This window comes from Pseudomonas koreensis (assembly GCF_012986595.1).
In the GTDB taxonomy this organism is placed as follows: domain Bacteria; phylum Pseudomonadota; class Gammaproteobacteria; order Pseudomonadales; family Pseudomonadaceae; genus Aquipseudomonas; species Aquipseudomonas koreensis.
In genome coordinates, this window is sequence record NZ_JAAQYM010000003.1 from 356987 (window position 1) to 382880 (window position 25894).

Annotated in this window: 26 protein-coding genes and 1 other RNA gene; 12 read left to right on the forward strand and 15 right to left on the reverse strand. The window is 62.1% G+C overall.

Annotated elements, in window-relative coordinates; translation table 11 throughout:
* Window positions 1-105: 105 nt before the first annotated feature.
* On the forward strand, window positions 106-1245 hold the full coding sequence (locus HBN98_RS11145) for a DegT/DnrJ/EryC1/StrS family aminotransferase (RefSeq protein WP_083367607.1): 1140 nt from the start codon (window positions 106-108) through the stop codon (window positions 1243-1245).
* A gap of 99 nt (window positions 1246-1344) precedes the next feature.
* On the opposite strand, the gene gcvH is transcribed toward HBN98_RS11145, so the two are convergent.
* The 9 genes from gcvH to HBN98_RS11190 all read right to left on the reverse strand — a co-directional run bounded on the left by gcvH (window position 1345) and on the right by HBN98_RS11190 (window position 10890).
* On the reverse strand, window positions 1345-1728 hold the full coding sequence (gcvH, locus tag HBN98_RS11150) for a glycine cleavage system protein GcvH (RefSeq protein WP_083367606.1): 384 nt from the start codon (window positions 1726-1728) through the stop codon (window positions 1345-1347).
* Between the two features lie 48 nt (window positions 1729-1776).
* Window positions 1777-2859, reverse strand: coding sequence for a glycine cleavage system aminomethyltransferase GcvT (gene gcvT / locus HBN98_RS11155; protein WP_083367605.1), 1083 nt, complete (start codon window positions 2857-2859; stop codon window positions 1777-1779).
* 156 nt (window positions 2860-3015) lie between these two features.
* Window positions 3016-4632 carry an ABC transporter permease gene (locus HBN98_RS11160; protein ID WP_083367604.1) on the reverse strand — a complete coding sequence of 539 codons (1617 nt, stop codon included), beginning with the start codon at window positions 4630-4632 and terminating at the stop codon, window positions 3016-3018.
* Window positions 4633-4831: 199 nt separating this feature from the next.
* The gene (locus HBN98_RS11165; RefSeq protein ID WP_064589732.1) at window positions 4832-5836 is read right to left on the reverse strand and encodes an extracellular solute-binding protein; all 1005 of its coding nucleotides are present in this window, start codon (window positions 5834-5836) and stop codon (window positions 4832-4834) included.
* Window positions 5837-6078: 242 nt separating this feature from the next.
* Window positions 6079-7296 carry a 2-octaprenyl-3-methyl-6-methoxy-1,4-benzoquinol hydroxylase gene (locus HBN98_RS11170; RefSeq protein ID WP_169844054.1) on the reverse strand — a complete coding sequence of 406 codons (1218 nt, stop codon included), beginning with the start codon at window positions 7294-7296 and terminating at the stop codon, window positions 6079-6081.
* 9 nt (window positions 7297-7305) lie between these two features.
* Window positions 7306-7791 carry a DUF4442 domain-containing protein gene (locus HBN98_RS11175; RefSeq protein WP_083367602.1) on the reverse strand — a complete coding sequence of 162 codons (486 nt, stop codon included), beginning with the start codon at window positions 7789-7791 and terminating at the stop codon, window positions 7306-7308.
* A complete protein-coding gene (ubiH, locus tag HBN98_RS11180; protein ID WP_083367601.1) occupies window positions 7784-8971 on the reverse strand; it encodes a 2-octaprenyl-6-methoxyphenyl hydroxylase in 1188 nt (395 codons plus the stop codon). The genes HBN98_RS11175 and ubiH overlap by 8 nt, the downstream gene beginning before the upstream one ends.
* Window positions 8968-10302: a Xaa-Pro aminopeptidase gene (gene pepP / locus HBN98_RS11185; RefSeq protein WP_083367600.1), complete on the reverse strand. Its 1335-nt coding sequence runs from the start codon at window positions 10300-10302 to the stop codon at window positions 8968-8970. Before pepP ends, ubiH begins: the two co-directional genes overlap by 4 nt.
* A 27-nt stretch (window positions 10303-10329) precedes the next feature.
* Window positions 10330-10890 (reverse strand): YecA/YgfB family protein, encoded by a 561-nt coding sequence (locus HBN98_RS11190; RefSeq protein ID WP_083367599.1) that lies wholly within the window; start codon window positions 10888-10890, stop codon window positions 10330-10332.
* 118 nt (window positions 10891-11008) lie between these two features.
* Here HBN98_RS11190 and HBN98_RS11195 point away from each other — a divergent pair, with 118 nt between their 5' ends.
* From HBN98_RS11195 to HBN98_RS11210, 4 genes are all read left to right on the forward strand, one after another.
* A complete protein-coding gene (locus HBN98_RS11195) occupies window positions 11009-11218 on the forward strand; it encodes a TIGR02449 family protein (protein WP_016985919.1) in 210 nt (69 codons plus the stop codon).
* A complete protein-coding gene (locus tag HBN98_RS11200; RefSeq protein ID WP_008055229.1) occupies window positions 11215-11532 on the forward strand; it encodes a cell division protein ZapA in 318 nt (105 codons plus the stop codon). Before HBN98_RS11195 ends, HBN98_RS11200 begins: the two co-directional genes overlap by 4 nt.
* A gap of 30 nt (window positions 11533-11562) precedes the next feature.
* Window positions 11563-11741: non-coding RNA, 6S RNA (ssrS, locus tag HBN98_RS11205), on the forward strand.
* An 80-nt stretch (window positions 11742-11821) separates the two neighbouring features.
* The gene (locus HBN98_RS11210) at window positions 11822-12427 is read left to right on the forward strand and encodes a 5-formyltetrahydrofolate cyclo-ligase (RefSeq protein WP_083367598.1); all 606 of its coding nucleotides are present in this window, start codon (window positions 11822-11824) and stop codon (window positions 12425-12427) included.
* Window positions 12428-12461: 34 nt separating this feature from the next.
* Here the strand turns inward: HBN98_RS11210 and HBN98_RS11215 are convergent, their stop codons facing one another.
* Window positions 12462-12617, reverse strand: coding sequence for a hypothetical protein (locus HBN98_RS11215; protein WP_086792358.1), 156 nt, complete (start codon window positions 12615-12617; stop codon window positions 12462-12464).
* Between the two features lie 195 nt (window positions 12618-12812).
* Here HBN98_RS11215 and HBN98_RS11220 point away from each other — a divergent pair, with 195 nt between their 5' ends.
* The 4 genes from HBN98_RS11220 to HBN98_RS11235 all read left to right on the forward strand — a co-directional run bounded on the left by HBN98_RS11220 (window position 12813) and on the right by HBN98_RS11235 (window position 18189).
* A complete protein-coding gene (locus tag HBN98_RS11220; protein WP_064589739.1) occupies window positions 12813-13262 on the forward strand; it encodes an EVE domain-containing protein in 450 nt (149 codons plus the stop codon).
* Window positions 13263-13384: 122 nt separating this feature from the next.
* Window positions 13385-14350, forward strand: coding sequence for an HlyD family secretion protein (locus HBN98_RS11225; RefSeq protein ID WP_064589740.1), 966 nt, complete (start codon window positions 13385-13387; stop codon window positions 14348-14350).
* Complete coding sequence (gene rbbA / locus HBN98_RS11230) at window positions 14347-17070, forward strand: ribosome-associated ATPase/putative transporter RbbA (protein WP_083367597.1); 2724 nt, start codon at window positions 14347-14349, stop codon at window positions 17068-17070. The genes HBN98_RS11225 and rbbA overlap by 4 nt, the downstream gene beginning before the upstream one ends.
* Window positions 17071-18189, forward strand: coding sequence for an ABC transporter permease (locus HBN98_RS11235; protein WP_083367596.1), 1119 nt, complete (start codon window positions 17071-17073; stop codon window positions 18187-18189). It abuts the gene before it with no gap.
* A gap of 16 nt (window positions 18190-18205) precedes the next feature.
* Here the strand turns inward: HBN98_RS11235 and HBN98_RS11240 are convergent, their stop codons facing one another.
* Window positions 18206-18613 carry a flagellar basal body-associated protein FliL gene (locus HBN98_RS11240; protein WP_027610485.1) on the reverse strand — a complete coding sequence of 136 codons (408 nt, stop codon included), beginning with the start codon at window positions 18611-18613 and terminating at the stop codon, window positions 18206-18208.
* Between the two features lie 150 nt (window positions 18614-18763).
* Here HBN98_RS11240 and HBN98_RS11245 point away from each other — a divergent pair, with 150 nt between their 5' ends.
* Window positions 18764-19741: an NADPH:quinone oxidoreductase family protein gene (locus tag HBN98_RS11245; protein WP_083367595.1), complete on the forward strand. Its 978-nt coding sequence runs from the start codon at window positions 18764-18766 to the stop codon at window positions 19739-19741.
* Between the two features lie 14 nt (window positions 19742-19755).
* On the opposite strand, the gene HBN98_RS11250 is transcribed toward HBN98_RS11245, so the two are convergent.
* Window positions 19756-20385, reverse strand: a complete 630-nt coding sequence (locus tag HBN98_RS11250; protein WP_083367594.1) for a flagellar basal body-associated protein FliL — start codon at window positions 20383-20385, stop codon at window positions 19756-19758.
* Between the two features lie 225 nt (window positions 20386-20610).
* Here HBN98_RS11250 and glpT point away from each other — a divergent pair, with 225 nt between their 5' ends.
* Entirely contained in the window at window positions 20611-21960 is a 1350-nt protein-coding gene (glpT, locus tag HBN98_RS11255; protein WP_064589745.1) for a glycerol-3-phosphate transporter, read from the forward strand.
* Here the strand turns inward: glpT and HBN98_RS11260 are convergent.
* The gene (locus tag HBN98_RS11260) at window positions 21936-22604 is read right to left on the reverse strand and encodes a gamma-glutamylcyclotransferase (RefSeq protein WP_083367593.1); all 669 of its coding nucleotides are present in this window, start codon (window positions 22602-22604) and stop codon (window positions 21936-21938) included. The two genes, glpT and HBN98_RS11260, sit on opposite strands and share 25 nt — an antisense overlap.
* A 355-nt stretch (window positions 22605-22959) precedes the next feature.
* Here HBN98_RS11260 and HBN98_RS11265 point away from each other — a divergent pair, with 355 nt between their 5' ends.
* Entirely contained in the window at window positions 22960-23436 is a 477-nt protein-coding gene (locus tag HBN98_RS11265; RefSeq protein ID WP_083367592.1) for a sn-glycerol-3-phosphate transporter, read from the forward strand.
* A gap of 15 nt (window positions 23437-23451) precedes the next feature.
* Here the strand turns inward: HBN98_RS11265 and HBN98_RS11270 are convergent, their stop codons facing one another.
* Complete coding sequence (locus tag HBN98_RS11270) at window positions 23452-24420, reverse strand: CDP-6-deoxy-delta-3,4-glucoseen reductase (RefSeq protein WP_083367591.1); 969 nt, start codon at window positions 24418-24420, stop codon at window positions 23452-23454.
* The gene (ubiD, locus tag HBN98_RS11275; RefSeq protein WP_064589749.1) at window positions 24420-25886 is read right to left on the reverse strand and encodes a 4-hydroxy-3-polyprenylbenzoate decarboxylase; all 1467 of its coding nucleotides are present in this window, start codon (window positions 25884-25886) and stop codon (window positions 24420-24422) included. Before ubiD ends, HBN98_RS11270 begins: the two co-directional genes overlap by 1 nt.
* Window positions 25887-25894: the final 8 nt, after the last annotated feature.

The following is a 25894-nucleotide window of genomic DNA, read 5'->3' on the forward strand; positions in this document are numbered from 1 at the left end:
AGCATAGCAGCCGATACCGACGCGCACGGCTTGGCGGCACAGGGCGTTCCGGGGCATGCTGTAACGCCTGCATCAGGCGTCCAACTTCCGGATGATCGAATCCTCATGAGCCAACTGCCGTTCCTGCCGTTTTCCAAACCCGTCATTGATGAAGCCACGATTGCCGCCGTCGGCGATGTGCTGCGCTCCGGCTGGATCACCAGCGGGCCCAAGGTCCAGGCCTTTGAAGCACAGCTGTCGGAATACTTCGGCGGGCGCCCGGTGCGCACGTTCAACTCCGGCACCTGCACCATGGAAATCGCGCTGCGCATCGCCGGCATCGGCCCGGGTGACGAGGTCATCACCACGCCGATTTCCTGGGTTGCCACCGCCAACGTGATCCTTGAAGTCGGCGCCACCCCGGTGTTCGCCGACATCGACCCGGTGACTCGCAACATTGATCTGGACCAGCTGGAAGCGGCGATCACCCCACGTACCAAAGCGGTGATTCCGGTGTACCTCGCCGGCCTGCCGGTGGACGTGGATCGGCTGTACGCCATCGCGCGCAAACACAACTTGCGGATTGTCGAAGACGCCGCTCAGGCCCTGGGCTCAAGCTGGAACGGCCAGCGCATCGGCGCCACCGGCGACTTCGTGTCGTTCAGCTTTCAAGCCAACAAAAACGTGACCTGTTCCGAGGGCGGCTGCCTGGTGCTGAACACCCCGGAAGAAGCGCGGCTGGCAGAGAAGTACCGTCTGCAAGGCGTGACCCGCAACGGTTTCGACGGCCTGGATGTCGACGTACTCGGTGGCAAGTTCAACATGACCGACATCGCCGCGACCATCGGCCTGGGACAGTTTGCCCACATCGAAGCGCTGACCGCCCATCGCCAGGAACTGGCCCGTCACTACTTCAAATGTTTTGGCGATGACTTTGAAGCGAGCTATGGCGCGCAACTGCCGCCAGCGGACTTCACCAACAGCAACTGGCACCTGTTCCAACTGGTACTGCCGGAGCGCAAGGATGGTTTGCCGGCGCGGGCCACGTTCATGGAGCAGATGCAGGCACACGGCATCGGCATCGGCTATCACTACCCGCCGATCCATTTGCTGAGCCTGTACCGCGAGCGCGGGTTCAAGGAAGGGATGTTGCCGGTAGCCGAGCGCGTTGGACGCTTGATCGTGTCGCTGCCGATGTTCACCACCATGAGCAAGGACGATGTCGAGCGTGCGGTGGCGGCGGTGAAAGCCGTATTGAAGCCCTGATGAATATAGGAGCTGCCGCAGGCTGCGATCTTTTGACTTTGCCCTTGAAGACAAGAGCAAAAGATCGCAGCCTTCGGCAGCGACTATAGGGAGCGAGGATTATTCGCCGATGGCAGCCTTGTAGGCGGCGGCGTCGAGCAGCTTGTCCAGGTCAGCAGCGTTGGCTGGCTTGAGCTTGAAGATCCATGCACCGTACGGGTCGGAGTTCAGCAGTTCCGGCGAACCGCTCAGCTCTTCGTTGACGGCGATCACTTCACCGGCAATCGGCGAGTAGATGTCGGAAGCGGCTTTCACCGACTCGACCACACCGGCCTGGTCTTCAGCCGCAAATTTGTTACCCACTTCAGTCAACTCGACGAACACCACATCGCCCAGCGCTTCCTGCGCGTGATCGCTGATGCCCACGGTAACGGTGCCGTCGGCTTCCAGACGTGCCCACTCATGACTTTCGGCAAAACGCAGTTCAGCGGGGATATTGCTCATGCTCGGTGTCCTCAAGAAATTGTCAGCGGTCATGCCCGCCGGAAAAGGTTAGATCAAGGTTTTGCCGTGGCGCACGAAGGTCGGTTTGACCACTCGAACCGGGTACCACTTGCCACGGATTTCCACTTCGGCGCGGTCGGCTGTGGCCATCGGTACACGCGCCAGGGCAATCGATTTGCTTAGCGTAGGAGAGAAACTACCACTGGTGATCTCTCCTTCGCCAACATCGGCGATACGAACCACCTGATGGGCGCGTAAAACACCGCGTTCCTCAAGCACCAGGCCCACCAGTTTGTGCGCAACGCCGGCGGCTTTTTCCGCTTCCAGCGCCGCCCGCCCGATGAACTGTCGCGAGGCCGGTTCCCAGGCAATGCTCCAGGCCATATTGGACGCCAGCGGCGAGACATCTTGATGAATGTCCTGGCCGTAGAGGTTCATCCCGGCTTCCACCCGCAACGTGTCACGGGCGCCGAGGCCGATCGGCGAAATACCGGCGCCTACCAGATCGTTGAAGAATCCCGGGGCCTGATCGGCCGGCAAGGCGATTTCCAGACCGTCCTCACCGGTGTAGCCGGTGCGCGCAATGAACCAGTCGCCATCGACTTCGGCTTCGAACGGTTTGAGATGATGGATCAGTGCAGCGCGGGACTGGGTCACCAGCTCGGCAATCTTGTGCCGGGCCTGCGGGCCTTGAATAGCCAGCATCGCCAGCTCGGTGCGCTCGTGCAATTTCACGTCGAATCCGGCCAGTTGCACCTGCATCCAGGCCAGATCCTGATCGCGGGTGGAGGCGTTGACCACCAGCCGATAACGGTCTTCGAGGCGATAGACGATCATGTCGTCGACGATGCCGCCACGCTCGTTGAGCATCGTGCTGTAGAGCGCGCGGCCGGGGCGATGCAGGCGCTCGACGTCATTGGCCAGCAAATGCTGCAGCCAGGCCTTGGCCTGAGCACCGGTGACATCGATCACGGTCATGTGGGATACATCGAAAACCCCGCAATCGCGACGCACCTCGTGGTGTTCCTCGACCTGCGAGCCGTAATGCAGTGGCATGTCCCAACCGCCAAAATCGACCATCTTCGCGCCGAGGGCGAGATGCAGGTCATACAGAGGCGTACGCTGTCCCATGGGTTTCTCCTTCCGGGCGTGGCGAAGGTGCGGACAGCCGCTGTACGGGGTGAAAGCCGCGAAATAGAAGGCTTTCAGCCGATTTCAGCGAACGGGTCTGTCAGACGAACCGCACCGAATGCCGCGCATTGTAGCCGCATGATTCAGGACTCACTACTAAGTGTTTCGATGCGCCGAGCGGCGGATCAGGCCGATGACCGGCAATAAACCGACCAACACCAGGGTCAGCGCCGGCAGCGACGCCCGCGCCCACTCGCCCTCGCTGGTCATTTCAAAGATCCGCACGGCCAGCGTGTCCCAGCCAAACGGGCGCATCAGCAGGGTCGCGGGCATTTCCTTGAGTACATCGACGAACACCAGCAACGCCGCGCTCAACGTGCCGGGCAGCAACAGCGGCAGATACACTTTGAAAAACAGTCGCGGCCCACTGACACCCAGGCTACGTGCCGCTTCGGGCAAAGACGGCCGTATACGCGCCAGACTGTTTTCCAGCGGCCCGTAGGCCACCGCAATAAAGCGCACCAGATAGGCCATCAGCAATGCCGCCAGGCTGCCGAGCAGCAGTGGTTTGCCGGCGCCCCCGAGCCAGCCGGACAAGGGGATCACCAGTTCGCGATCCAGATAACTGAACGCCAGCATGATCGACACCGCCAGCACCGAGCCCGGCAAGGCATAACCGAGATTGGCCAGGCTGACACCGGAACGGATCGCCCGGGTCGGCGCCAGCCGTCGGGCGAAGGCCAGCAGCAACGCGACGCTGACGGTGATCAGCGCCGCCATGCCGCCCAGGTAGAGTGTGTGCAGAATCAGCCCGGCGTAACGTTCATCGAGATCGAAGCGCCCACGCTGCCAGAACCACACGATCAGTTGCAGCAGCGGAATCACGAACGCAAAGGCAAACACCAACGAGCACCAGCCCGTCGCCGCGAATGCCTTGAACCCGCGCAGGTGATACAGCGCCTTGACCCGTGGTCGCTCGTTGCTCGCCCGGTTGGCGCCGCGCGCACGCCGTTCGCCATACAGCACCAGCATCACCACCAGCAGCAACAGGCTCGCCAGTTGCGCCGCGCTGGGCAGGCTGAAGAAGCCGTACCAGGTCTTGTAGATCGCGGTGGTGAAGGTGTCGAAGTTGAACACCGACACCGCGCCGAAATCCGCCAAAGTCTCCATCAGCGCCAGCGCCACACCCGCACCGATGGCCGGACGCGCCATCGGCAACGCTACACGCCAGAACGCCTGCCACGGCGATTGGCCGAGTACTCGCGCGGCTTCCATCAGGCCTTTGCCCTGCGCGAGAAACGCCGTGCGCGCCAGCAGGTAGACGTAGGGATAGAACACCAGCACCAGCACCACAATCACCCCGCCCGTGGAGCGCACTCGCGGCAGGCGCAGGCCGCTGCCGAACCACTCGCGCAACAGGGTTTGCACCGGGCCGGCGAAGTCCAGCAGGCCAACGAAGACGAACGCCAGCACATAGGCCGGGATGGCAAACGGCAGCATCAGCGCCCAGTCGAGCCAGCGTCGCCCGGGAAATTCGCAGAGGCTGGTCAGCCAGGCCAGGCTGACACCGAGCAGCGTTACACCGACGCCGACACCGACCACCAGGGTCAACGTATTGCCCAACAGACGCGGCATCTGGGTTTCCCACAGGTGCGACCAGATCTGCTGATCGATGGTTTGCCACGACAGCAGCAGGACACTCAGGGGCAACAGCACCAGCGCGGCAATGGCGAAGACGATGGGGTACCAGCGGCGTTGGGCGGGGTGGGCCAAGGTGGTTCTCTAGAAGTGGGCCAACGCCCATTCGACGTTGACCACATTTTGTGGCGAGGGAGCTTGCTCCCGCTCGGCTGCGAAGCAGTCGCAGGAGATTACCAGATCAATTCATGCCAGACGCAGGGGCGCCACAGGGCTGCTTCGCGCCCCAGCGGGAGCAAGCTCCCTCGCCACAATGGTCAATACGATTACAGCCTCAGTTCCAGCCCGCCCGATCCATCATGCGGATCGCTTCAGCCTGACGCTTGCCCGCCACTTCCACCGGCAAGGTGTCCGCCACGAACTGGCCCCAGGCCGCCACTTCTTCCGAAGGCTTCACCGCCGGGTTGGCCGGGAATTCCTGGTTCACGTCAGCAAAGATCTTCTGCGCTTCAGGCGTGGTCATCCACTCCACCAGCGCTTTGGCCGCTTCCGGGTGCGGTGCATGTTTGGTCAGGCCGATGCCCGACAGGTTCACGTGCACGCCGCGATCCGCCTGGTTCGGCCAGAATAGTTTCACCGGCAGCTCCGGCTTCTGCTTGTGCAGGCGACCGTAGTAGTAGGTGTTGACGATGCCGACATCGCACTGCCCGGCATTGATCGCTTCCAGCACCGCGACGTCGTCGGAGAACACGTCGGTGGACAGGTTGTTGACCCAGCCCTTGAGAATCTTCTCGGTCTTTTCGGCACCGTGAACTTCGATCATGGTCGCGGTCAGCGATTGGTTGTAGACCTTCTTCGCCGTGCGCAGGCACAGGCGCCCTTCCCAGTTCTTGTCGGCCAGCGCTTCGTAGGTGGTCAGCTCGCCCGGTTTCACCCGCTCGGTGGAATAGGCGATGGTCCGCGCGCGCAGGCTCAGGCCGGTCCAGGCGTGAGTGGACGAGCGGTATTGCGCGGGAATGTTGCTGTCGATGGTTTTCGAGGTGAACGGCTGCAGGATGCCCATCTGTTCGGCCTGCCAGAGGTTGCCTGCGTCGACGGTGAGCAGCAGGTCGGCAGTGGCGTTCTCGCCTTCGGCCTTGATCCGCTGCATCAGCGGCGCTTCCTTGTCGGTGATGAACTTGATCTTCACCCCGGTTTTCGCGGTGTAAGCGTCGAACACCGGTTTGATCAGCTCATCGATACGCGAGGAGTAGACCACCACCTCGTCGGCGGCCTGGACGGTGGTGCTGCCGATCAGGGTCAGGGCCAGGGCGGTCAGGAGACGCTTGGGTGCCAACATGGGAGTGATCTCTCGGTCGGAAAATGTGGGCCAAATGATAAGGACTCACATTTAGCTTCTCAATCGATCACTTTTCCAAGGAGTTACCAGATGTTGCATGACCTCCAAATTGCTGGCCTCTGTGGCGAGGGAGCTTGCTCCCGCTGGAGGCCGAAGGACTCCCGTTTCGGCCAGCACCGAATTTGGGGCCGCTTCGCAGCCCAGCGGGAGCAAGCTCCCTCGCCACAAATAAATAGGTGCCTTCAGGGTTTGGCAAGGGCCGGAAGATCCCCGGTCAACCCGAGAGCTTCACGCACGAAAAGAGCTTTGGCCTCCGGCATCTGCTCCACCAGCTTCAACCCGGCATTGCGCAGCCAGCGCACCGGCAGCGGGTCGGCCTGGAACAGGCGCTCGAAGCCTTCCATCGCCGCCATCAGCGCCAGGTTGTGCGGCATGCGCCGACGCTCGTAGCGGCTCAGCACCTTCACGTCTGCCAAGCGTTCGCCACGCTCCGCCGCTTGCAACAGCACTTCTGCCAGCACCGCCGCATCGAGGAAACCGAGGTTCACCCCCTGCCCGGCCAACGGGTGAATGGTGTGCGCCGCATCGCCAATCAACGCCAGGCCTTCAGCTACGTAGCGCTTGGCATGCCGTTGACGCAGCGGCACGCACAGCCGTGGATCGGCACTGATGACGTCGCCCAGGCAACCTTCGAACGCCCGCTCCAGCTCACGGCAGAACGTCGCGTCATCCAGTGCCATCAGGCGCTCGGCTTCACTCGGCGTGGTCGACCAGACGATCGAGCACCAGTCCTGCTGGCCGTCACGCTCCAGCGGCAGGAATGCCAACGGTCCGTGATCGGTGAAACGCTGCCAGGCGGTCATGCGGTGCGGCTTGCTGCTGCGCACGCTGGTGACGATGGCGTGATGCAGGTAATCCCATTCGCGGGTGGCGACGCCGGTCAGGCGACGCACCGCCGAATTGGCACCGTCGGCGGCGATCACCAGCGGCGCGCGCAATTTGCGACCATCGGCCAGGGTCAGCAACCAGTCGTCACCGGAGCGGCGCATCTGCTCCAGTCGCGCATTGGCCAGCATGCCCAGATCGCAGTCGTGCAAACGATCGAGCAAGGCATCCTGCACCACACGGTTTTCGACGATATGCCCCAGCACCTCAGCGTGTACGCTGCTTGCCGAGAAGTGAATCTGGCCGGTGCCGCTGCCGTCCCACACGTGCATGTCGGTGTAGGGACTGCTGCGCCGTTTGGCGATGCCGTCCCACACGCCGAGGCGTTCGAGGATTCGCTGGCTGGCCGCCGACAGGGCGCTGACCCGCGGCTCGAACGGCGCGGTCGCGTCGAACGGTTTGACGCTCAGCGGGCTGCCGTCGAGCAGCAGCACTTCCAGGCCGCTGTCCTGCAACGCCAACGCGAGGGCGCTGCCGACCATTCCGGCTCCGACAATCAGCAGATCTGCGCGCATTTCCATGCTTTAAGCCTGTCTCGCTTGCGGCTTGAGCCGCACGTAAAGGGTTTTACCGACCCGCGCCACCAGATTGCCGGCGCCGTCATGAATGTCGACCTGCAACTGCGGCAGGTATTTCTCGCCATTGGCGGTCTGCCGGCGAATCTCGGCGAGCAGTGTCTCGTCGATCGTGAAGCGGGCGAACACCGGGCCTTTGCCCGGCGCGATGAAATCGATGTCGGCAGCCTTGTCCCAAACGATGTAGCGCGAGCCAAGGTTTTCCATGAGCATCAGCATGAAGAACGGATCGACCATCGAATACAGACTGCCGCCAAACTGCGTGCCGACGTAGTTGCGGTTGTACCAGCCCAGCCCCATCGACACCTGAACGTCGCGGAAATCATCGCTGATATGCCGAACCCGAACACCGGCGCCAAGATACGGCGGGTAGAACGTCATCACCCAGCGCATCAATCGTGCTTTACCGAATTTGCCGGTCAACCACTTAAGCATCCGGTCGTGTTCCCAAACCCATGGCCTGACGGGCAAACCAGCGCTTGGCCGGCGGCAACAGATCGAGACCGAGCAAACCTATGTTGCGGCCCAGTGACACCAATGGCTGCGTGCTGCCGAACAGCCGCGTGACCTGATCGGAAAAACCGACGGTGAGGTCCTGATCGAGACGCTGACGCTCGCGATAAGCCTGCAACGTGGCGAAGTCGCCCAGCGGCTTTTCACTGGACAACAACGCAGCGGCCAATGCGTCGGCATCCCGCAGCGACAGGTTGAAACCCTGCCCGGCAATCGGGTGCAAGCTGTGGGCGGCGTTGCCGAGCACCGCCAGATGCGAACGCACTTGCTCCTCGGCCTCGACCAGCGACAGCGGATACAGATGCCGCGCGCCGACCTGTTTCAAGGTGCCGAGACGGTAGCCGAACACGCCTTGCAGCTCGCTAAGGAAATCGCGCTCGCTCAAGTCTGCCAAACGCTGCGCGTCCATGCCCAGACGGGTCCAGACCAGCGCGCAACGATTATCCGGCAGCGGCAGCAAAGCCATCGGCCCTTCGTCGGTGAAGCGCTCGAAGGCCATGCCGTTGTGCGCTTCGCTCGGGGTGATGTTGGCGATCAGCGCGCTCTGGTTGTACGGACGCTTGCGCACGTTGATACCCAACTGCTCGCGCAGACCGGAACGGCCGCCATCAGCGAGCACCGCCAGATCACACTCAACGGTGGTTTCATCGTTGAGGGTCAGGCGATAGCCATCGGACAGCGGTTCCATGCGCGTGACTTCCGCCGGGCAGCGCCAGCTGATCACGTCTTTATCCAGGTGTTGCCACAGGCACTGGCCGAGCCAGGCGTTTTCCACCACGTAGCCGAGTGCCGGCACGCCCTCTTCCATCGCCGACAGACGTGCGGTGGAGAAGCGGCCACGGTCGGAGACGTGGATCTGTTTGATCGGCTCGGCGCGTCGGGAAATTTCCTGCCACACGCCCAAGCGCTGATAGATCTGCCGCGAGCCGAAGGATAGCGCCGACGAACGGGCGTCGTAGCTCGGCTGCCAGCTGTCGCCGGGGGCGAACGGTTCGATCAGGACGATTTTCCAACCGCGGGCCTTGGCCCCGGCCTGTAAGGCCAACGCCAGACTCGCGCCGACCAGGCCGCCGCCGATGATTGCCAGATTGACTCGACTCATGCCGCGTGTGTCCGTGCTTGCGCCATCAGCGCTTCGATCTCGGCGACGGTTTTCGGTACGCCGCTGGTCAGGATTTCACAACCGGTCTTGGTCACTACCACGTCATCCTCGATGCGCACGCCGATGCCGCGCCATTTCTTCGCTACGTTCTGGTTGTCCGGGGCAATGTAGATGCCCGGCTCCACGGTCAGCGCCATGCCGACCTCCAGCACGCGCCATTCGCCGCCGACCTTGTATTCGCCGACGTCGTGTACATCCATGCCCAGCCAGTGGCCGGCACGGTGCATGTAAAACGCTTTATAGGCTTCAGTCGCGATCAACTCGTCGACCTCGCCTTGCAGGATCCCGAGCTTGACCAGGCCGGTGGTAATGACCCGGACCGTGGCTTCGTGGGCCTGATTCCAGTTTTTGTTCGGGGCGATTTCAGCGAAGGCGGCTTCCTGCGAGGCCAGCACCAACTCGTAAATCGCTTTCTGCTCGGGCGAAAATTTGCCGTTGACCGGCCAGGTGCGCGTGATGTCGCTGGCGTAGCAGTCGATTTCGCAACCGGCATCGATCAACACCAGATCGCCGTCCTTGAGCAGTGCGTCATTCTGCTGGTAATGCAGGATGCAGCTGTTGCGCCCGGCGGCGACGATCGAACCGTAGGCCGGCATCTTCGCCCCGCCCTTGCGAAACTCGTAATCCAGCTCGGCTTCCAGGCTGTATTCGTACAACCCCGGCCGACTGGCCTGCATCGCCCGGATATGCGCCTGAGCGGAAATCCGCGCAGCTTCGCGCATCACTTTCACTTCCGCCGCCGATTTATACAGGCGCATGTCGTGCAGCAGGTGATCCAGGGCAACGAATTCGTTCGGTGGCTGAGCGCCGAGGTGCGCCTTGGAGCGGATCACGTTGATCCAGTCCATCAGGTGCCGATCGAACTCCGGGTTGCTGCCCATCGCCGAATACACCCGGTCACGGCCTTCGATCAGGCCCGGGAGGATGTCGTCGATATCGGTAATCGGAAAGGCGTCGTCAGCACCGTAATCACGGATCGCGCCTTCCTGCCCTGCGCGCAGGCCGTCCCACAGTTCGCGTTCGGCATTGCGCTCACGGCAGAACAGCACGTACTCGCCATGCTCGCGCCCCGGCATCAAGACGATGACGGCTTGCGGCTCGGGGAATCCGCTGAGGTACTGGAAGTCGCTGTCCTGACGGTAGACGTGCTCGACATCACGGTTGCGAATGGCAACCGCGGCGGCAGGCAGAATCGCGATGCTGTTGGGTTCCATCTGCGCCATCAGGGCCTTGCGGCGACGGCTGTATTCCGCTTTGGGGATATGGGTCATGGGCAGATGGCTTTCCCTGGCACGCGATTAATGCAGCGACGGCTTGGCGGCTGGCGGCACGTCGGCTTTCTTGGTTTCCGAGAACAGCAGCAGCGGCGCAACGCGCAGGTACTCCATGACTTCCATGTAGTCGGTTTCGCCGTCTTCGGATTCTTCCAGGGCGTCTTGCACCTGGGAAATAGCTGCCAGATCCTGCAGCACTTCGGTGGCTTCAGTGCTGAGCATGCTGCTGTCACGGCAGTTCAGACCGAAACCGCTGAGGAAGCCCTGGCACCATTGGCCCAGTGCAGCGGCGCGGTCGGCCAGCGGTGCGTCATCGGTCGGCAGCAACAGGACAACGGTAACGTCGTCGCCGGTCAGTTCGCCTTTGACCATTTCCTGCAGGCCGATCAGGGCGTTGCGGACGTTGTCCTGGAGGTCGCCTTCGAGCAGTTCGGCGGCGTCGATCAGCCAGCCTTCGTTATCGAAGCCGGCGCCGGCGCAGCTGCGGCCGAGCAGCAGGCCATGCAGTTCGGCAGGCGAGACGTTGTGGCCGCTGGCAGTCAGCAGGGTGGCAAAGGCTTGGTACGGGGAATTCGCAATGGTCATGGGCAGCTAGGCGCCAGACGGCGCTATGTCTAGAATGAAGGCCTTGTATCCTACATCGACAGACTCGCCAAGACTATTAAAGGCTGTCCGCCAGCTAACCCATCAGACAGTGAACCCAATGGAAGACAACGACCTGCAAGCGCTGATGGCCAGACTCGAACTGCTGATTGGCCGAGTCGAGCAACTTAAGAGTCAAAACGCACTCTTACTAGCTCAGGAAAAGACCTGGCGCGAGGAACGCGCTCACCTCATTGAAAAAAACGAAATCGCCCGGCGTAAGGTCGAATCGATGATTTCGCGCCTCAAGGCCCTGGAGCAAGACTCATGAGTTCAAGCAATAGCGTTACCGTGCAGATCCTCGACAAAGAATATTCGATCATCTGCCCGCAGGAAGAACGCAGCAATCTGGTCAGTGCCGCACGCTACCTGGATGGCAAGATGCGCGAGATCCGCAGCAGCGGCAAAGTCATCGGTGCCGACCGTATCGCCGTAATGGCCGCGCTGAACATCACCCACGACCTCTTGCACAAAGAAGAGCGCCCGGACATCCAGGCCAGCGGTTCGACCCGTGAACAGGTGCGCGACTTGCTCGATCGTGTCGATCTGGTGCTCGCGACCGATCCGGACGTCACCAAGGGCTGATTCAACTGGCCGCTTGAGGTATACTCGCGGCACTCCCTGGGGTGCTTGCCAGTTGACGATGTCCCTGAGCCGATTCGCACTACCCTGGAAGTTGCACGTTGGGCTGGTGTGCATGTCCGCCAGACGGAAAGCCTTAAAGTCTACTGCATCTTCCACCTTGAACTTTCGGGTTCAAGGGCTAAGTTGACAGCGGTTCATCCGGGGAGCCTGATTCGAATCCGATGCCGGTTTTTGCCGGCATCGGATTTTTTATGCGTGCGTTTTCGCCCTCAACTGCCGAAGCCGAACCATGACCGAACCTGCGCTGCTGCCCCGCCCGCAACTCCGTCGCCTGCTGCGCAAGGCGCGCCGCGCGCTCACGCCGAGCGAGCAACGCCAGGCCGCCAAAGGCCTGTTCCGCCAACTGGCGCAAGACCCGCACTTTCGCCGGGCGCGACACCTCTCCCTGTATCTGCCCACCGACGGTGAAATCGATCCGCGCCTGTTGCTGCGCGAAGCCCAGCGTCGCGGCAAGGCCACTTATCTGCCGGTGCTCAGCGCCTGGCCGCGCACCAAAATGGTCTTTCAGCGTATTCGCCCTGGTGACAAGCTCAAGCCCAATCGCTTCCGCATTCTCGAACCACGGGCCAATCTTGCCCATCAGCGCAAGATCTGGGCGCTGGATCTGGTGTTGTTGCCATTGGTGGGGTTTGACGACGTCGGTGGACGCCTGGGGATGGGCGGCGGTTTCTACGACCGCAGCCTGGCGTACCTGGCCCGGCGCAAAAACTGGCGCAAGCCGACGCTGTTGGGGCTGGCCCATGAATGTCAGAAGGTCGAACGCTTGGCGCAGGCAAGCTGGGACGTACCGTTGCAGGGCACGGTGACGGACAAGGCGTGGTATTTCGCAGAATAGACGCCGCGCAGATCAGCGGCGTCGCAAGGCAGTTTCAGCGTTTGAAAGCGGTCGACTGTTGAACCTGTTGCGCGACTTCTATCGGAGCATCGGTCTTGCTCGTCCACAGACTTTGCGCATAGCCGGTGGTCACGACGCCCAGGCCGAACAAAATAACCAAAGTCCATAGCAAATCCGGTTTGCGTTTCATCGATTGCCCCCCTCAAGGCAGATCATCACGATGACAGCAGCGGTTCCGTTCGTAGCCGTGCAGCAGCGTCAAGCTTTAAAGGCCGGCATTTTGCGACAACGTGAACCTCGGCGCAAACGCTGACGTCAACCGACCGTCGGTTTGTCATAAAATTGCCCGACAACCTGCCCAACGACCGCTTGAGGAGCACAAGACATGGCCTATTGGCTGATGAAATCCGAGCCCGATGAACTCTCGATCAAAGGCCTGGAGAAACTCGGCACAGCGCGCTGGGACGGGGTTCGCAACTATCAGGCGCGCAATTTCCTGCGGGCGATGGCGGTGGGGGATGAGTTCTTTTTCTACCATTCCAGCTGCCCGGAGCCGGGGATTGCCGGAATCGGCAAGATTATTCAGGCGGCGTACCCGGATCCCACCGCACTGGAGCCGGAAAGCCATTACTTCGACCCGAAGGCCACGCCAGAAAAAAACGCCTGGAGCGCAATTGATGTGGCGCACGTCGAGACGTTTGCCCGGGTGTTGAAGCTTGATTATCTGAAGCAGCAGACCGCACTGGCCGACATGCCGCTGGTGCAAAAAGGCAGTCGTCTGTCGGTGATGCCCGTGACGGCCGAACAGTGGGCCGCGGTGCTCGGCTTGCGCTGAGAACTCCCCGGTCACGGTTTTTACCGGCAAAAAGGGGCTAGGCTTGGCGCTCATTTGATTGATATCAAGCGAATGGAACGCTTGAACAGTCAGACTGGACGCCACAGCCGCAGGATGCCCCCATGTCGACGCACAGCCGCTCTTCCCTTTTATACGCCGGTTCGCTTCTGGTGCTGCTCGCCGCTGCTGGCGGATTCGGTTACTGGCTGTCGGTCAGCAGCCGTCTGGTCGAAGGACTGTCGATGGGCAACGGGCGCCTGGAAGCCACCGAAGTGCAGATCGCCAGCAAGACGCCCGGGCGCCTGGCCGAGGTGCTGGTGGATGAAGGCGACAAGGTCAACAAGGGCCAACTGCTCGCCCGCATGGACACCCGTACCCTCGAAGCCCAGCGGAATCAGGCCGAAGCCGAAGTCTTGCGCGCCCGGGAAAACCTCAACGCCGCCCAGGCCAATGTGCAATTGCGCCAGAGCGAACTGCTGCTGGCCCAGCAGGAACTCGGGCGCTCGCAATCACTGTTCAAACACGGTTACGTCAGCGCCCAGATCATCGATCAATTGCAGTCGCGCATTGGCACCGGCAACGCCGCGGTGACGGCGGCCCGCGCCCAGGTCTCGGCCGTCAGTGCGGCGATCGGTGCGGCGCAGGCCCAGGTCGCGCAGCTGACCAGCGAGATCGACGACAGCCAGTTGCGCGCGCCGATTGACGGGGTGATCCAGTTGCGCATGGCCGAACCCGGCGAAGTGCTGGGGGCCGGTGGCCGGGTGTTGCTGCTGATCGATCCCAACGACCAGTACATGAACCTCTACCTCTCAGCTTCTGTGGCCGGACGCCTGACAGTGGGCGACGAGGCGCGGGTGCTGCTCGATGCCCTGCCCGACAAGCCGTTGCCGGCGAAGATCAGTTTCGTCGCCGGCAAATCGCAGTTCACCCCCAAAGAAGTCGAGACCCGCGACGAGCGGCAAAAACTGGTGTTCCGCGTCAAGCTGCGCCTGACCCAGCCCAGCGCCGTACCGCAGGCCAAACCGGGCATGCCCGGCGCGGGTTATGTACGCACGGCGCCGATTGCCTGGCCGGCCAATTTGCAATGAGCAGCCTCGCGGTTCAGGCGAACGCTATCGCGCACCGCTACGGCAAACAGCAAGCGCTGAGCAATATCACCTTCAGCCTGCCTGCCGGCACCCGTTGCGGGCTGATCGGCCCCGATGGGGCGGGCAAGTCCAGCCTGCTGGGGCTGATCGCCGGGGTGAAGGTCTTGCAACAGGGGCAACTGGACGTGCTCGGCGGGCCGATTCAGCAGCGTCGCCATCGCGACACGTTGTATGCACGCATCGCCTTCATGCCCCAGGGACTGGGCGGCAACCTGTATCCCGAGCTGTCGATCCGCGAAAACATCCAGTTCTTCGCCACGCTGTTCGGCCTGTCGAAAGCCGATAGCGAGCAACGCATGCACAACCTGCTGCTCGCCACCGACCTGCTGAAATTCGCCGAGCGCCCCGCCGGCAAGTTGTCTGGCGGCATGAAACAGAAACTCGGCCTGTGCTGCGCGCTGATCCACGAGCCGGACTTGTTGATCCTCGATGAGCCGACCACCGGCGTCGACCCGCTCTCACGCCGACGTTTCTGGGAGTTGATCGACGACGTACGGCGCCAGCGCCCGCAGCTGACCCTGTTGGTCGCCACCGCTTACATGGAGGAAGCCGAACAGTTCGAGCATTGCCTGATGCTCGACAACGGCCAATTGATTGCCACCGGCCTGAGCCGCGAGCTGGCCGCCATCACCCCCAGCGGCAAACTCGATGAGGCCTTCACGCATTTCCAGGGCGACAGTCATCATGATGCTCAGCCGCTGGTGATTCCGCCCCGCAGCGGCGGTACCACCGATATCGCGATTGAGGCCCACGACCTGACACTGCGCTTCGGCGACTTCACCGCCGTGGATCACGTCAGCTTCGCCATCGGTCGCGGCGAGATTTTCGGTTTTCTCGGCTCCAACGGCTGCGGCAAGACCACCACCATGAAAGTCCTGACCGGGCTGATGCCGGCCAGCGAGGGCAGCGCGACACTGCTGGGCAACCCGGTGGACGCCAAGGACCTGGCCACGCGCAAGCGGGTCGGCTTCATGTCCCAGAGCTTTTCGCTGTATGGCGAACTCAGTGTGCGGCAGAACCTTGAGCTGCACGCCCGGCTGTTCGATTTGCCCAAGGCCGAAAGCGCGCCACGCATCGAAGCGTTGATCGAGCGCTTCAATCTGCGCGGCGTAGCTGATCAGCCGTCAGGTGCCCTGCCCCTTGGGCTGCGTCAACGCCTGTCGCTGGCGGTGGCGGTGTTGCACCGCCCGGAAGTGCTGATCCTTGATGAGCCGACGTCCGGCGTCGACCCCGCAGCCCGCGATGACTTCTGGCGGCTGTTGATCGAACTGTCCCGCGAGCAAGGCGTGACGATTTTCCTCTCCACTCATTTCATGAACGAAGCCCAGCGCTGCGACCGCATCTCGCTGATGCACGCCGGCAAGGTCCTGGCGTGCGACACCCCGGCGGCGCTGCAACGTCAGTTCGCCGGAGAAACGCTGGAAGCCGCTTTCGTGACGTGTCTGGAACAAGCTCAGGGCACCGCCGATTCGCCTCCCGCGAACGAACCGCCGACCGCACCAGTGGCCGCCGCGCCGCCGCTCAAACAGCGCGGCTTCAGCCTCGGTCGCCTGCTGGCGGTGGCCAGTCGCGAAGGGAAGGAGCTGCTGCGTGACAAGGTGCGCATGGCCTTTGCCCTGGCGGGGGCGATTTTCATGATGGTGATTTTCGGCTACGGGATTTCCCTCGACGTGGAAAACCTCGCGTTCGCCGTCTACGACCAGGATCAGACACCGCAGAGCCGAACCTATCTGGAAGCCTTTCGCGGCTCGCGCTACTTCGATGAACGGCCGGCCATCCACGACGCACAAGAGCTGCACCGCCGCCTGCAGCGCTCGGAAATCAAACTCGCGCTGGAAATCCCGCCCGGATTCGGCCGCGACCTGTACGCCGGGCGCCAGCCTGCGGTGGCGGCGTGGCTGGATGGCGGCATGCCGTTTCGCGCCGAGACCAGCCGCAACTATGTTGAAGCCGTGCACCTGGCCAATCTGCAACAGTTGGCCGAGCAGAGCAGCCCCGCGATGCATCATCAGGCGGGCGCCAGCCTGGAAACCCGCTTTCGCTACAACCAGGATGTGGTCAGCGTCAACGCCATCGGCCCTGGGGTCATGGCGCTGATTCTGGCGTTCATTCCGGCGATGTTGACCGCGCTGGGCATCGTCCGCGAAAAAGAGCTGGGCTCGATCACCAACTTCTACGCCACGCCCCTGACCCGTCTGGAGTTTCTGCTGGGCAAACAGGCGCCTTACCTGCTGGTCAGCCTGGTCAATCTGGCGCTGCTGGTGGCGATGAACCGCTGGTTGTTCGGCGTGCCGTTCAAGGGCAGCCTGCTGACACTGGCCTTCGGCGGCCTGCTGTACGTGCTGGCGACCACCAGCATGGGCCTGCTGATCTCGGCGTTCACCCGTACGCAAATCGCCGCGATCCTCGGCACCATGATCATCACCAGCCTGCCAACCATCCAGTTCTCCGGGCTGATCGTGCCGCGCTCTTCGCTGGAAGGTGCGGCCGCGGTGATGGGCATGCTGTTTCCGGCGGGGCATTTCCTCGACATCGCGGTGGGCACGTTCACCAAAGCGCTGGACCTGCGGCAGCTGTGGCCGCAGTGCCTGGCGCTGTTCGGGTTCTTTGTCGGGTTCACCGGGCTGAGCCTGGTCATGCTGAAAAAGCAGGAGGCCTGAATGCACAAGTTCGCGCACATCCTGCGCCTGGGACTCAAGGAACTGACCAGCCTGCGCCACGACAGCGTGTTGCTGCTGTTCCTGTTCTACGCCTTTACCGTGGCGATCTACATGCCCGCCGCCGGCTCAGTGATCGGCGTGCACAACGCCAGCGTAGCGATCGTCGACGAAGACCACAGCGCGCTCTCGCGCCAGTTGACCCAAGCCCTGCAACCGCCGGAGTTCCAGCCGCCGGTGCTGTTGCCTTACCCGCAACTGGACCAGGTCATGGACAGCGGCCAGTACACCTTCGTGATCAACATTCCGGCAGGTTTTCAAACCGACCTGCTGGCGGCGCGGCACCCGGCCATTCAGGTCAATGTGGACGCCACCGCCATGAGCCAGGCGTTCATGGGCGCCGGTTACATCGGCCGGATCTTCCAGCGTGAACTGCAGGACTATGGCGGCCAGGGCGATGCCGCGAGCAAGGCGCCGATTCAACTGACTACCCGCGCGCTGTTCAATACCAACCTGGAGGGCGGCTGGTTTCTGGCGGTGATTCAGATCGTCAACAACATCACCATTCTGGCGATCATCCTCACGGGTACGGCGCTGCTGCGTGAGCGCGAACACGGCACGCTCGACCATTTGCTGGTGCTGCCACTGACGGCGCTGGAAATCATGCTGGCGAAAATCTGGAGCAACCTGCTGGTGGTGGTGCTGTGCACCTGGCTGTCGCTGGAGGTGGTGGTCAAAGGCGCATTGGGCGTGCCGTTGGCCGGCTCGATGAGCCTGTTTTTGCTGGTGACCGCGGTTTATCTGTTTGCCAGTACCGCGCTGGGAATCTTCCTCGCGACGCTGGCGCGCTCGACGCCGCAGTTCGGCCTGCTGGCGATTCCGGTGATCATCCCGATGTTGCTGCTGTCGGGCGGCAGCACGCCACTGGACAGCATGCCGCAGTGGCTGCAGTGGGTCATGCAGGGCTCGCCCTCCACGCACTTTGTCAGCCTCAGCGCCGCGATACTGTTTCGCGACGCCGGACTGAGCGTGGTCTGGCCGAACTTGCTGGCGCTGACGGGCATCGGCCTGCTGTTCTTCCTCATCGCGCTGGCACGCTTTCGCAAGAGCCTGGCGTCCTGAACATCGGCCAGCGTGCTTACTGAATGATCAGGTTGTTGAACAACAGGTCTTCAACCACCGGCTTGCCGGTCTCGTCATTCATCACTTGCTGGGTTTGTTTCAGGGCTTCCTGACGCAGCTTTTCCTTGCCTTCGATGCTGCCCATCGCCTCAGTCGTCTGCTGGGTGAACAGCGCCACCAGTTGATTGCGGATCAGCGGCTCGTTGGCCTTGACCAGTTTGGTCGCCTCTTCGCCTGTCACGCGCAATGCCACATCGGCCTTGTAGACCTTCAGCTTCGGCGTGCCGTCCAACCCGTAGTTGCCCACGAACGGCGGGCTCAGGGTGATGTAATTAACCTTCGGCGCCTCGCCTTCTTTGGCTTCTTCGGCCAAGGCTGCCACAGGCAGAGACAGGGCCAGCAACAACATGATCCACGCTTTCACAATTCGCTCCTTATCCGGTTTGCGGCCTAGCATAACGACCCGCCGCGCAAGCACAAGCTTATGGCTGACTATCAGGGTCGGGCATGCTCGTTGACCCGTTGACTGACACACCTACACTTATCGGCCATCACTCCCAAAGGAATAGCCCTGATGAAAGCCGTGCTGTGCAAAGCCTTCGGCCCTGCCGAATCGCTGGTGCTGGAAGACGTCGCCAGTCCTGTCGCGAAGAAGAACGAAATCCTGCTGGAGGTGCATGCCGCCGGGGTCAACTTCCCGGACACGCTGATCATCGAGGGCAAATACCAGTTCAAGCCGCCCTTCCCGTTTTCCCCGGGGGGCGAAGCGTCCGGCGTGGTCAGCGCCGTGGGCGAAAAGATCAGCCATCTGAAGGTCGGTGACCGGGTCATGGCCCTGACCGGCTGGGGCAGCTTTGCCGAACAGGTCGCGGTGCCGGGCTACAACGTCCTGCCGATCCCGCCGTCGATGGACTTCAACACCGCTGCCGCCTTCAGCATGACCTACGGCACTTCGATGCACGCCCTCAAGCAACGGGCCAACCTGCAACCGGGCGAAACCCTGCTGGTGCTCGGTGCTTCCGGTGGCGTCGGCCTCGCGGCGGTGGAAATCGGCAAGGCCATGGGCGCTCGCGTCATCGCCGCCGCCAGCAGCGCGGAGAAACTCGCCGTGGCCAAGGCGGCCGGTGCCGACGAACTGATCAACTACAGCGAAACCAGCCTCAAGGAAGAAATCAAACGCCTCACCGACGGCCAGGGCGCCGATGTGATCTACGACCCGGTCGGCGGTGACCTGTTTGACCAGGCCATCCGCGCCATCGCCTGGAACGGCCGCCTGCTGGTGGTCGGCTTCGCCAGCGGGCGCATCCCGGAACTGCCGGTCAACCTCGCCCTGCTCAAGGGCGCAGCAGTGCTTGGCGTGTTCTGGGGCTCCTTCGCCCAGCGCCAGCCACAGGACAACGCGGCGAACTTCCAGCAACTGTTCAGCTGGTTCGCCGAGGGCAAGCTCAAGCCGCTGGTGTCACAGGTGTATCCGCTGAGCAACGCGGCGCAGGCAATCAATGACCTGGGCCAGCGCAAGGCAGTGGGCAAGGTGGTGGTGCAGGTGCGCTGACAGCGCGGTTCGCCTCAACCGCCGGGCGACGGTGCCGCGTCGCCCGGCAACAGCTGCTCCTGAACCTTCAGGCTGCGAGACGGAATCAGCCGACCCTTGTCGTCGAAGCGCAGGACGATCAGCCAGTCGAAGACATCATCCGGCCATTTCCCCTGCCCCATCAGCGCTGTGGCGTCGCCGCCGAAGGCTTTCAGCAGTTTGTTGATGTGCCCGTGGTGCCAGGCGATCAGCACCGTCGGCGCCTGATTGCTCTTGCGCAACAGCCTGACCAGTTGGTGCAGGTCGCCATTGACGTAGGGCTGCTCAATCGCAAGGTTCAGGCGCTGAGCCAGCGGGGTCAGGGTCAAGCGTGAGCGCGAACTCTCCGGGGTGTCGCCGGCCGCGATCAAGCGCTGGGGAGTCAGGGTCTGGCCATCGAGTTTCAACGGGTTGAAATAGTCGACGTAGGCGGCCGCCCGCTGTTCGCCCCGAGCGTTGAGCAGCGAGCCGACATCCGGTTTTTCTGCATGACGAATGATCAGTACCGTCGCGTTACGCAGGCCGGAATGGGAAGGATGATCGGTGACGATCAATGTCAGCAGCACAACGGCGAGCCCCGCGGCCACCAAAAATCTCGGCACCAACATGCGAACCTTCAGGGCCATTTCTTATCTCGGCTGATCAATCGGCTGAACTGGCCGCGAGTCTATGCCACCCCATGTTCATAAGTGGTGAAAACGTCCTGTTCTTACAGCTGAGCGACAGGTTCGTAAAAGAACGCTCGAATTCCAACATTTCCACTGTTTTGCCAATGCGAACCGGTGCTATTTTCGGTAACGAAACTGTAACATTCGCATCCGCAGTCAAAACAAGAAATCTGGAGCTCTTGAATGTTTGCTTTCTTTCGTCCTGCCGCACATCAGGCTCCATTGCCTGAAGAAAAAATCGACAGCACTTACCGACGCCTGCGCTGGCAGATCTTCGCCGGTATCTTCTTTGGCTACGCGGGTTACTACCTGCTGCGCAAAAACTTCTCGCTGGCCATGCCGTACCTGATCGACGAAGGCTACAGCCGGGGCGACCTGGGTCTGGCGATGTCGGCCATCGCCATTGCCTACGGTCTGTCCAAGTTCCTCATGGGCCTGGTGTCCGACCGTTCCAACCCGCGCTACTTCCTGCCGTTCGGCCTGCTGGTGTCGGCCGGGGTGATGTTCATTTTCGGTTTCGCGCCGTGGGCGACGTCCAGCGTGACCATGATGTTCATCCTGCTGTTCATCAACGGTTGGGCCCAGGGCATGGGCTGGCCGCCGAGCGGACGCACCATGGTGCACTGGTGGTCGCAGAAGGAACGGGGCGGCGTGGTCTCGGTGTGGAACGTGGCGCATAACGTCGGCGGCGGTCTGATCGGCCCGCTGTTCCTGCTCGGCATGGGCCTGTTCAACGACTGGCACGCAGCGTTCTACGTACCGGCAGCGGTGGCATTGGGCGTGGCGGTGTTTGCCTTCATCACCATGCGCGATACCCCGCAATCGGTCGGCCTGCCGCCGATCGAGAAGTACAAGAACGATTACCCGGAAGGCTACGACGCCAGCCACGAAGACGAATTCAGCGCCAAGGAAATCTTCGTCAAATACGTGCTGCGCAACAAAATGCTCTGGTACATCGCCCTGGCCAACGTCTTCGTCTACCTGCTGCGCTACGGCGTGCTGGACTGGGCACCGACCTACCTGAAAGAAGCCAAGCACTTCGACGTCGACAAGACGTCGTGGGCCTATTTCTTCTACGAGTGGGCGGGCATTCCGGGCACGCTGCTGTGCGGCTGGATGTCGGACAAGATCTTCCGTGGTAACCGTGGCCTGACCGGCATGGTGTTCATGGCGCTGGTGACCGTGGCGACACTGGTGTACTGGCTGAACCCGGCCGGCAACCCGACCGTGGACATGATCGCGCTGTTCTCGATCGGCTTCCTGATCTACGGCCCGGTGATGCTGATCGGCCTGCAGGCACTGGAACTGGCACCGAAGAAAGCCGCCGGCACTGCCGCGGGCTTCACTGGCCTGTTCGGTTATCTGGGCGGTTCGGTCGCCGCGAGTGCGGCGATGGGCTACACCGTTGACCACTTCGGCTGGGACGGTGGTTTCGTCCTGCTGGTAGGCGCTTGCCTGCTGTCGATGGCCTTCCTGGCCCCGACGCTATGGCACAAGCAAGTCGCCAGTCAGAGCCGCGAAGCCGTCGCCTGATCAGCCTTTGACTGACAGCGCTTGAGCCGCGCCTCCAGATTCCGGTCTGGCATGGCGTGGCTGCGCAGGGCGTGGACGGTCTGCTCGACATAATCGCGAGTAGTGCCGTAGCGCCCGCAAGCGCTTTCGAACACCTGACTCAGCACATGATCCGGCAAGTTGCCGGCATAGCTGGGCAGGTGTCGCTCCAATACGAATCCCAGAGCCTGCACCTGACTGCCATCTTCGAGCCGGCAGTTGAGCCAGTGCGGACGATAGGACGGGAACGGCATCTCGCGTTTCCACAGCGCGTAGAGCGCACTGTCGAGGTTCTCTTGCGGCAGCCGATAGGCGAAGCCGCTGCACGAACCGCCACGATCCAGACCGAACACCAGCCCGGGCATTTCCGGCGTTCCACGATGCTCGTGCGACCACAGGTACAAGCCGCGATGGTAGCCATGAACGCGCCCGCGCACTCGCTCCACCGCCGTGCATTCCGGACGCCAGATCAGCGACCCGTAGGCGAACAGCCACACCGGTCCGCCCTTGTGGCGCGCCATGGTCGATTGCATCGAGACGAGAAGTTGTTCGTGGGTCAGCTGCGGCCCCAGATCGAGCCGCGGAGGATAAGCCAGATTCACAAAAGCAGATTCAATGGCTGTCATGACGGAAGTGTTCGGCCCCGCAAGTATTACAAGATGTAAGCACAATTCGCTGGATAGAACATATAGCAGTAACTGTAAAACGAAAAGTGCTAAAGGATGTATGACAGGCCCGATAGCGCTAAAACGGTATTATCCGCGTCGGCTAACAGGTTCTATATAGCCTAATACCATTGCACCAATATCTTAAATACCCGAATGAAATATGCATAAGCCCTGCGCTCGTTCAGGGTTCATTCAAGAATATGCGGGAAACTTCCTACTAAACTGTCGGACTTTCTGTATTTCCCGTCGCTGAACGCCTACGTATAACGGCCTTCCTCTGGCGCAAGCCATTCCGTTTAACCGAGACTGCATTATGAAAACATCAAGGCTTTTGGCCGCATTGTTAATGATTCAGACTGGCCACGCGCTGGCTGAAGATGACGCTGAAAAAGACCAGGGTTTCTGGTACGCCCAAACCAGTGTCTATACCCGGCATTACTCACCCGACCCCGAACACAATAACCATCAGGACTTGATCGGCATTGAACGCAATCAGGCGTCCGGCTGGGTATTTGGCGGGGCAACGTTTCGCAACTCATTCCGCCAGCGCTCGAACTACGCCTATGTCGGCAAGCGCTATGACAGCAGCGAGTATCCGGTCTACCTGAAGGTCACGGGTGGGCTGTTGCAGGGCTATCGCGGTGATTACAAGGACAAGATTCCGCTGAACCGCTACGGCGTTGCGCCGGTGATCATTCCGTCCGTCGGCACTCACTACGGCCCATTGGCCGCCGAGCTGGTGTTTCTCGGCGCCAATGCAGCGATGGTGACTAGCGGCGTGCGTTTCTAGAGGCGGCGTTCAGGCTCAGGAGCGAGGCGCATACGCAAATACATCGGCGCGCATCTGGTGCGCGTCCATGCCGGCTTCCACCAGCGCATCCAGCGTGCCGTAGACCATCGCCGGCGAGCCGCTGGCGTAGACGTGCAAGGGCTTCAGATCCGCGAAGTCTTCACACACCGCCTGATGCAACATCCCGCAGCGCCCTTCCCAACCGCACTGGTCGCTGACCACTTTGTGCAGGAACAGGTTGGGCAGCTTCAGCCACTCGTCCCAATGCTCGATTTCATAGAAATCTTCCGGACGCCGCACGCCCCAGTACAGATGCACCGGGTGTTTGAAGCCGTTGGCGCGGCAGTGTTCGATCAGGCTGTGAATCTGTCCCATGCCGGTGCCGGCGGCAATCAGCACCAGCGGACCGTCAGGCAATTCGGCGAGGTGGGTGTCGCCGAACGGCAGTTCGACGCGCACCAGCGGGTTGCGTTGCAGCTGTTCGATCAGGCTCAGCGCACTGGCTTCACGAGCCAGCACGTGGATTTCCAGATCACGCCCGCCGTGCGGTGCCGAGGCCATGGAGAACGCCGACTTCTCGCCGTTCTCACGCTCGATCATCAGGTATTGCCCGGCGTGATAACGCGGCGGCTTGCCGGCCGGCGCCCGCAGGCGCACGCGCCAGGTGTCGCCGCCGACGTCCCGGCATTCAATGACCTGACACGACAGGCTGCGCACCGGCAGTTCTCCCAATGCGAGCACGCCATCCCACAGCAGGATGCAGTCTTCCAGCGGCTCGGCTATGCAAGTGTAGAACTCGCCGTGGTCATGGACCGTGCCGGCCTGCTCGACGCGGCCTTCGACCAGCAGCGCCGCACACACATGGCAATTGCCGTTACGGCAGCTTTGCGGGCAGTCGTAGCCCAGGCGCCGCGCACCATCGAGAATCCGCTCGCCGGGCCGTATCTCAAGCACCGCTCCGGAGGGCTGCAGGGTTACACGCATCAATCTATTCCTAACTGATTCCAGATGGCATCGATCCGCTGGGTGACGGCGTCGTCCTTGACGATCACGCGGCCCCACTCGCGAGTGGTTTCGCCCGGCCACTTGTGGGTGGCATCCAGGCCCATTTTCGACCCCAGGCCGGAGACCGGCGAGGCGAAGTCGAGATAGTCGATCGGCGTGTTGTCGATCATCACCGTATCGCGCTTGGGGTCCATGCGCGTGGTGATGGCCCAGATCACGTCGTTCCAGTCGCGGGCGTTGATATCGTCGTCACAGACGATAACGAACTTGGTGTACATGAACTGTCGCAAAAACGACCAGACACCGAGCATCACGCGCTTGGCATGCCCCGGATACGACTTCTTCATCGTCACCACGGCCATGCGGTACGAGCAGCCTTCCGGCGGCAGGTAGAAGTCGGTGATTTCCGGGAACTGCTTCTGCAGGATCGGCACGAACACTTCGTTCAGCGCCACGCCAAGGATCGCCGGCTCATCCGGCGGACGGCCGGTGTAGGTGCTGTGGTAGATCGGTTTGATCCGGTGGGTGATGCGCTCGACGGTGAACACCGGGAAGCTGTCGACTTCGTTGTAGTAACCGGTGTGGTCGCCGTACGGGCCTTCATCGGCCATTTCGCCCGGGTGGATAACCCCTTCGAGGATGATCTCGGCGGTGGCCGGCACTTGCAGGTCGTTGCCCCGGCACTTGACCAGTTCGGTGCGGTTACCGCGCAGCAGGCCGGCGAAGGCGTATTCGGAGAGGCTGTCCGGCACTGGCGTCACGGCGCCGAGGATGGTCGCCGGGTCAGCGCCCAGCGCCACGGAGACCGGGAACGGCTGGCCCGGGTGCTTCTCGCACCACTCGCGGAAGTCCAGCGCACCGCCACGGTGGCTGAGCCAGCGCATGATGACCTTGTTGCGGCCGATCACTTGCTGACGGTAGATGCCGAGGTTCTGGCGGTCCTTGTTCGGGCCTTTGGTAACGGTCAGGCCCCAGGTGATCAGCGGGCCGACGTCGCCAGGCCAGCAGGTCTGCACCGGCAGCATCGCCAGGTCGACATCGTCGCCTTCGATGACCACTTCCTGGCAGACCGCGTCTTTGACGACTTTCGGCGCCATCGAGATGATCTTGCGGAAGATCGGCAGCTTCGACCACGCGTCCTTCAAGCCCTTCGGCGGCTCCGGCTCCTTGAGGAAGGCCAGCAGCTTGCCGATTTCGCGCAGTTCGCTGACCGACTCGGCCCCCATGCCCATCGCCACCCGCTCAGGGGTGCCGAACAGGTTGCCGAGCACCGGAATGTCGTAGCCGGTGGGTTTCTCGAACAGCAGCGCCGGGCCCTTGGCCCGCAGGGTGCGGTCGCACACCTCGGTCATCTCCAGCACCGGCGAGACGGGAATCTGGATGCGTTTCAACTCTCCGCGCTGCTCAAGCTGCTGCACGAAATCCCGAAGATCCTTGAATTTCATTGACGATG

Coding starts and splice junctions, on each gene's coding strand:
- HBN98_RS11145 (WP_083367607.1), top strand. CDS start 106: ATGAGCCAACTGCCGTTCCTGCCGTTTTCCAAACCCGTCATTGATGAA.
- gcvH (WP_083367606.1), bottom strand. CDS start 1,728: ATGAGCAATATCCCCGCTGAACTGCGTTTTGCCGAAAGTCATGAGTGG.
- gcvT (WP_083367605.1), bottom strand. CDS start 2,859: ATGGGACAGCGTACGCCTCTGTATGACCTGCATCTCGCCCTCGGCGCG.
- HBN98_RS11165 (WP_064589732.1), bottom strand. CDS start 5,836: ATGTTGGCACCCAAGCGTCTCCTGACCGCCCTGGCCCTGACCCTGATC.
- HBN98_RS11170 (WP_169844054.1), bottom strand. CDS start 7,296: ATGCGCGCAGATCTGCTGATTGTCGGAGCCGGAATGGTCGGCAGCGCC.
- HBN98_RS11175 (WP_083367602.1), bottom strand. CDS start 7,791: ATGCTTAAGTGGTTGACCGGCAAATTCGGTAAAGCACGATTGATGCGC.
- ubiH (WP_083367601.1), bottom strand. CDS start 8,971: ATGAGTCGAGTCAATCTGGCAATCATCGGCGGCGGCCTGGTCGGCGCG.
- pepP (WP_083367600.1), bottom strand. CDS start 10,302: ATGACCCATATCCCCAAAGCGGAATACAGCCGTCGCCGCAAGGCCCTG.
- HBN98_RS11190 (WP_083367599.1), bottom strand. CDS start 10,890: ATGACCATTGCGAATTCCCCGTACCAAGCCTTTGCCACCCTGCTGACT.
- HBN98_RS11195 (WP_016985919.1), top strand. CDS start 11,009: ATGGAAGACAACGACCTGCAAGCGCTGATGGCCAGACTCGAACTGCTG.
- HBN98_RS11200 (WP_008055229.1), top strand. CDS start 11,215: ATGAGTTCAAGCAATAGCGTTACCGTGCAGATCCTCGACAAAGAATAT.
- HBN98_RS11210 (WP_083367598.1), top strand. CDS start 11,822: ATGACCGAACCTGCGCTGCTGCCCCGCCCGCAACTCCGTCGCCTGCTG.
- HBN98_RS11215 (WP_086792358.1), bottom strand. CDS start 12,617: ATGAAACGCAAACCGGATTTGCTATGGACTTTGGTTATTTTGTTCGGC.
- HBN98_RS11220 (WP_064589739.1), top strand. CDS start 12,813: ATGGCCTATTGGCTGATGAAATCCGAGCCCGATGAACTCTCGATCAAA.
- HBN98_RS11225 (WP_064589740.1), top strand. CDS start 13,385: ATGTCGACGCACAGCCGCTCTTCCCTTTTATACGCCGGTTCGCTTCTG.
- rbbA (WP_083367597.1), top strand. CDS start 14,347: ATGAGCAGCCTCGCGGTTCAGGCGAACGCTATCGCGCACCGCTACGGC.
- HBN98_RS11235 (WP_083367596.1), top strand. CDS start 17,071: ATGCACAAGTTCGCGCACATCCTGCGCCTGGGACTCAAGGAACTGACC.
- HBN98_RS11245 (WP_083367595.1), top strand. CDS start 18,764: ATGAAAGCCGTGCTGTGCAAAGCCTTCGGCCCTGCCGAATCGCTGGTG.
- HBN98_RS11250 (WP_083367594.1), bottom strand. CDS start 20,385: ATGGCCCTGAAGGTTCGCATGTTGGTGCCGAGATTTTTGGTGGCCGCG.
- glpT (WP_064589745.1), top strand. CDS start 20,611: ATGTTTGCTTTCTTTCGTCCTGCCGCACATCAGGCTCCATTGCCTGAA.
- HBN98_RS11260 (WP_083367593.1), bottom strand. CDS start 22,604: ATGACAGCCATTGAATCTGCTTTTGTGAATCTGGCTTATCCTCCGCGG.
- HBN98_RS11265 (WP_083367592.1), top strand. CDS start 22,960: ATGAAAACATCAAGGCTTTTGGCCGCATTGTTAATGATTCAGACTGGC.
- HBN98_RS11270 (WP_083367591.1), bottom strand. CDS start 24,420: ATGCGTGTAACCCTGCAGCCCTCCGGAGCGGTGCTTGAGATACGGCCC.
- ubiD (WP_064589749.1), bottom strand. CDS start 25,886: ATGAAATTCAAGGATCTTCGGGATTTCGTGCAGCAGCTTGAGCAGCGC.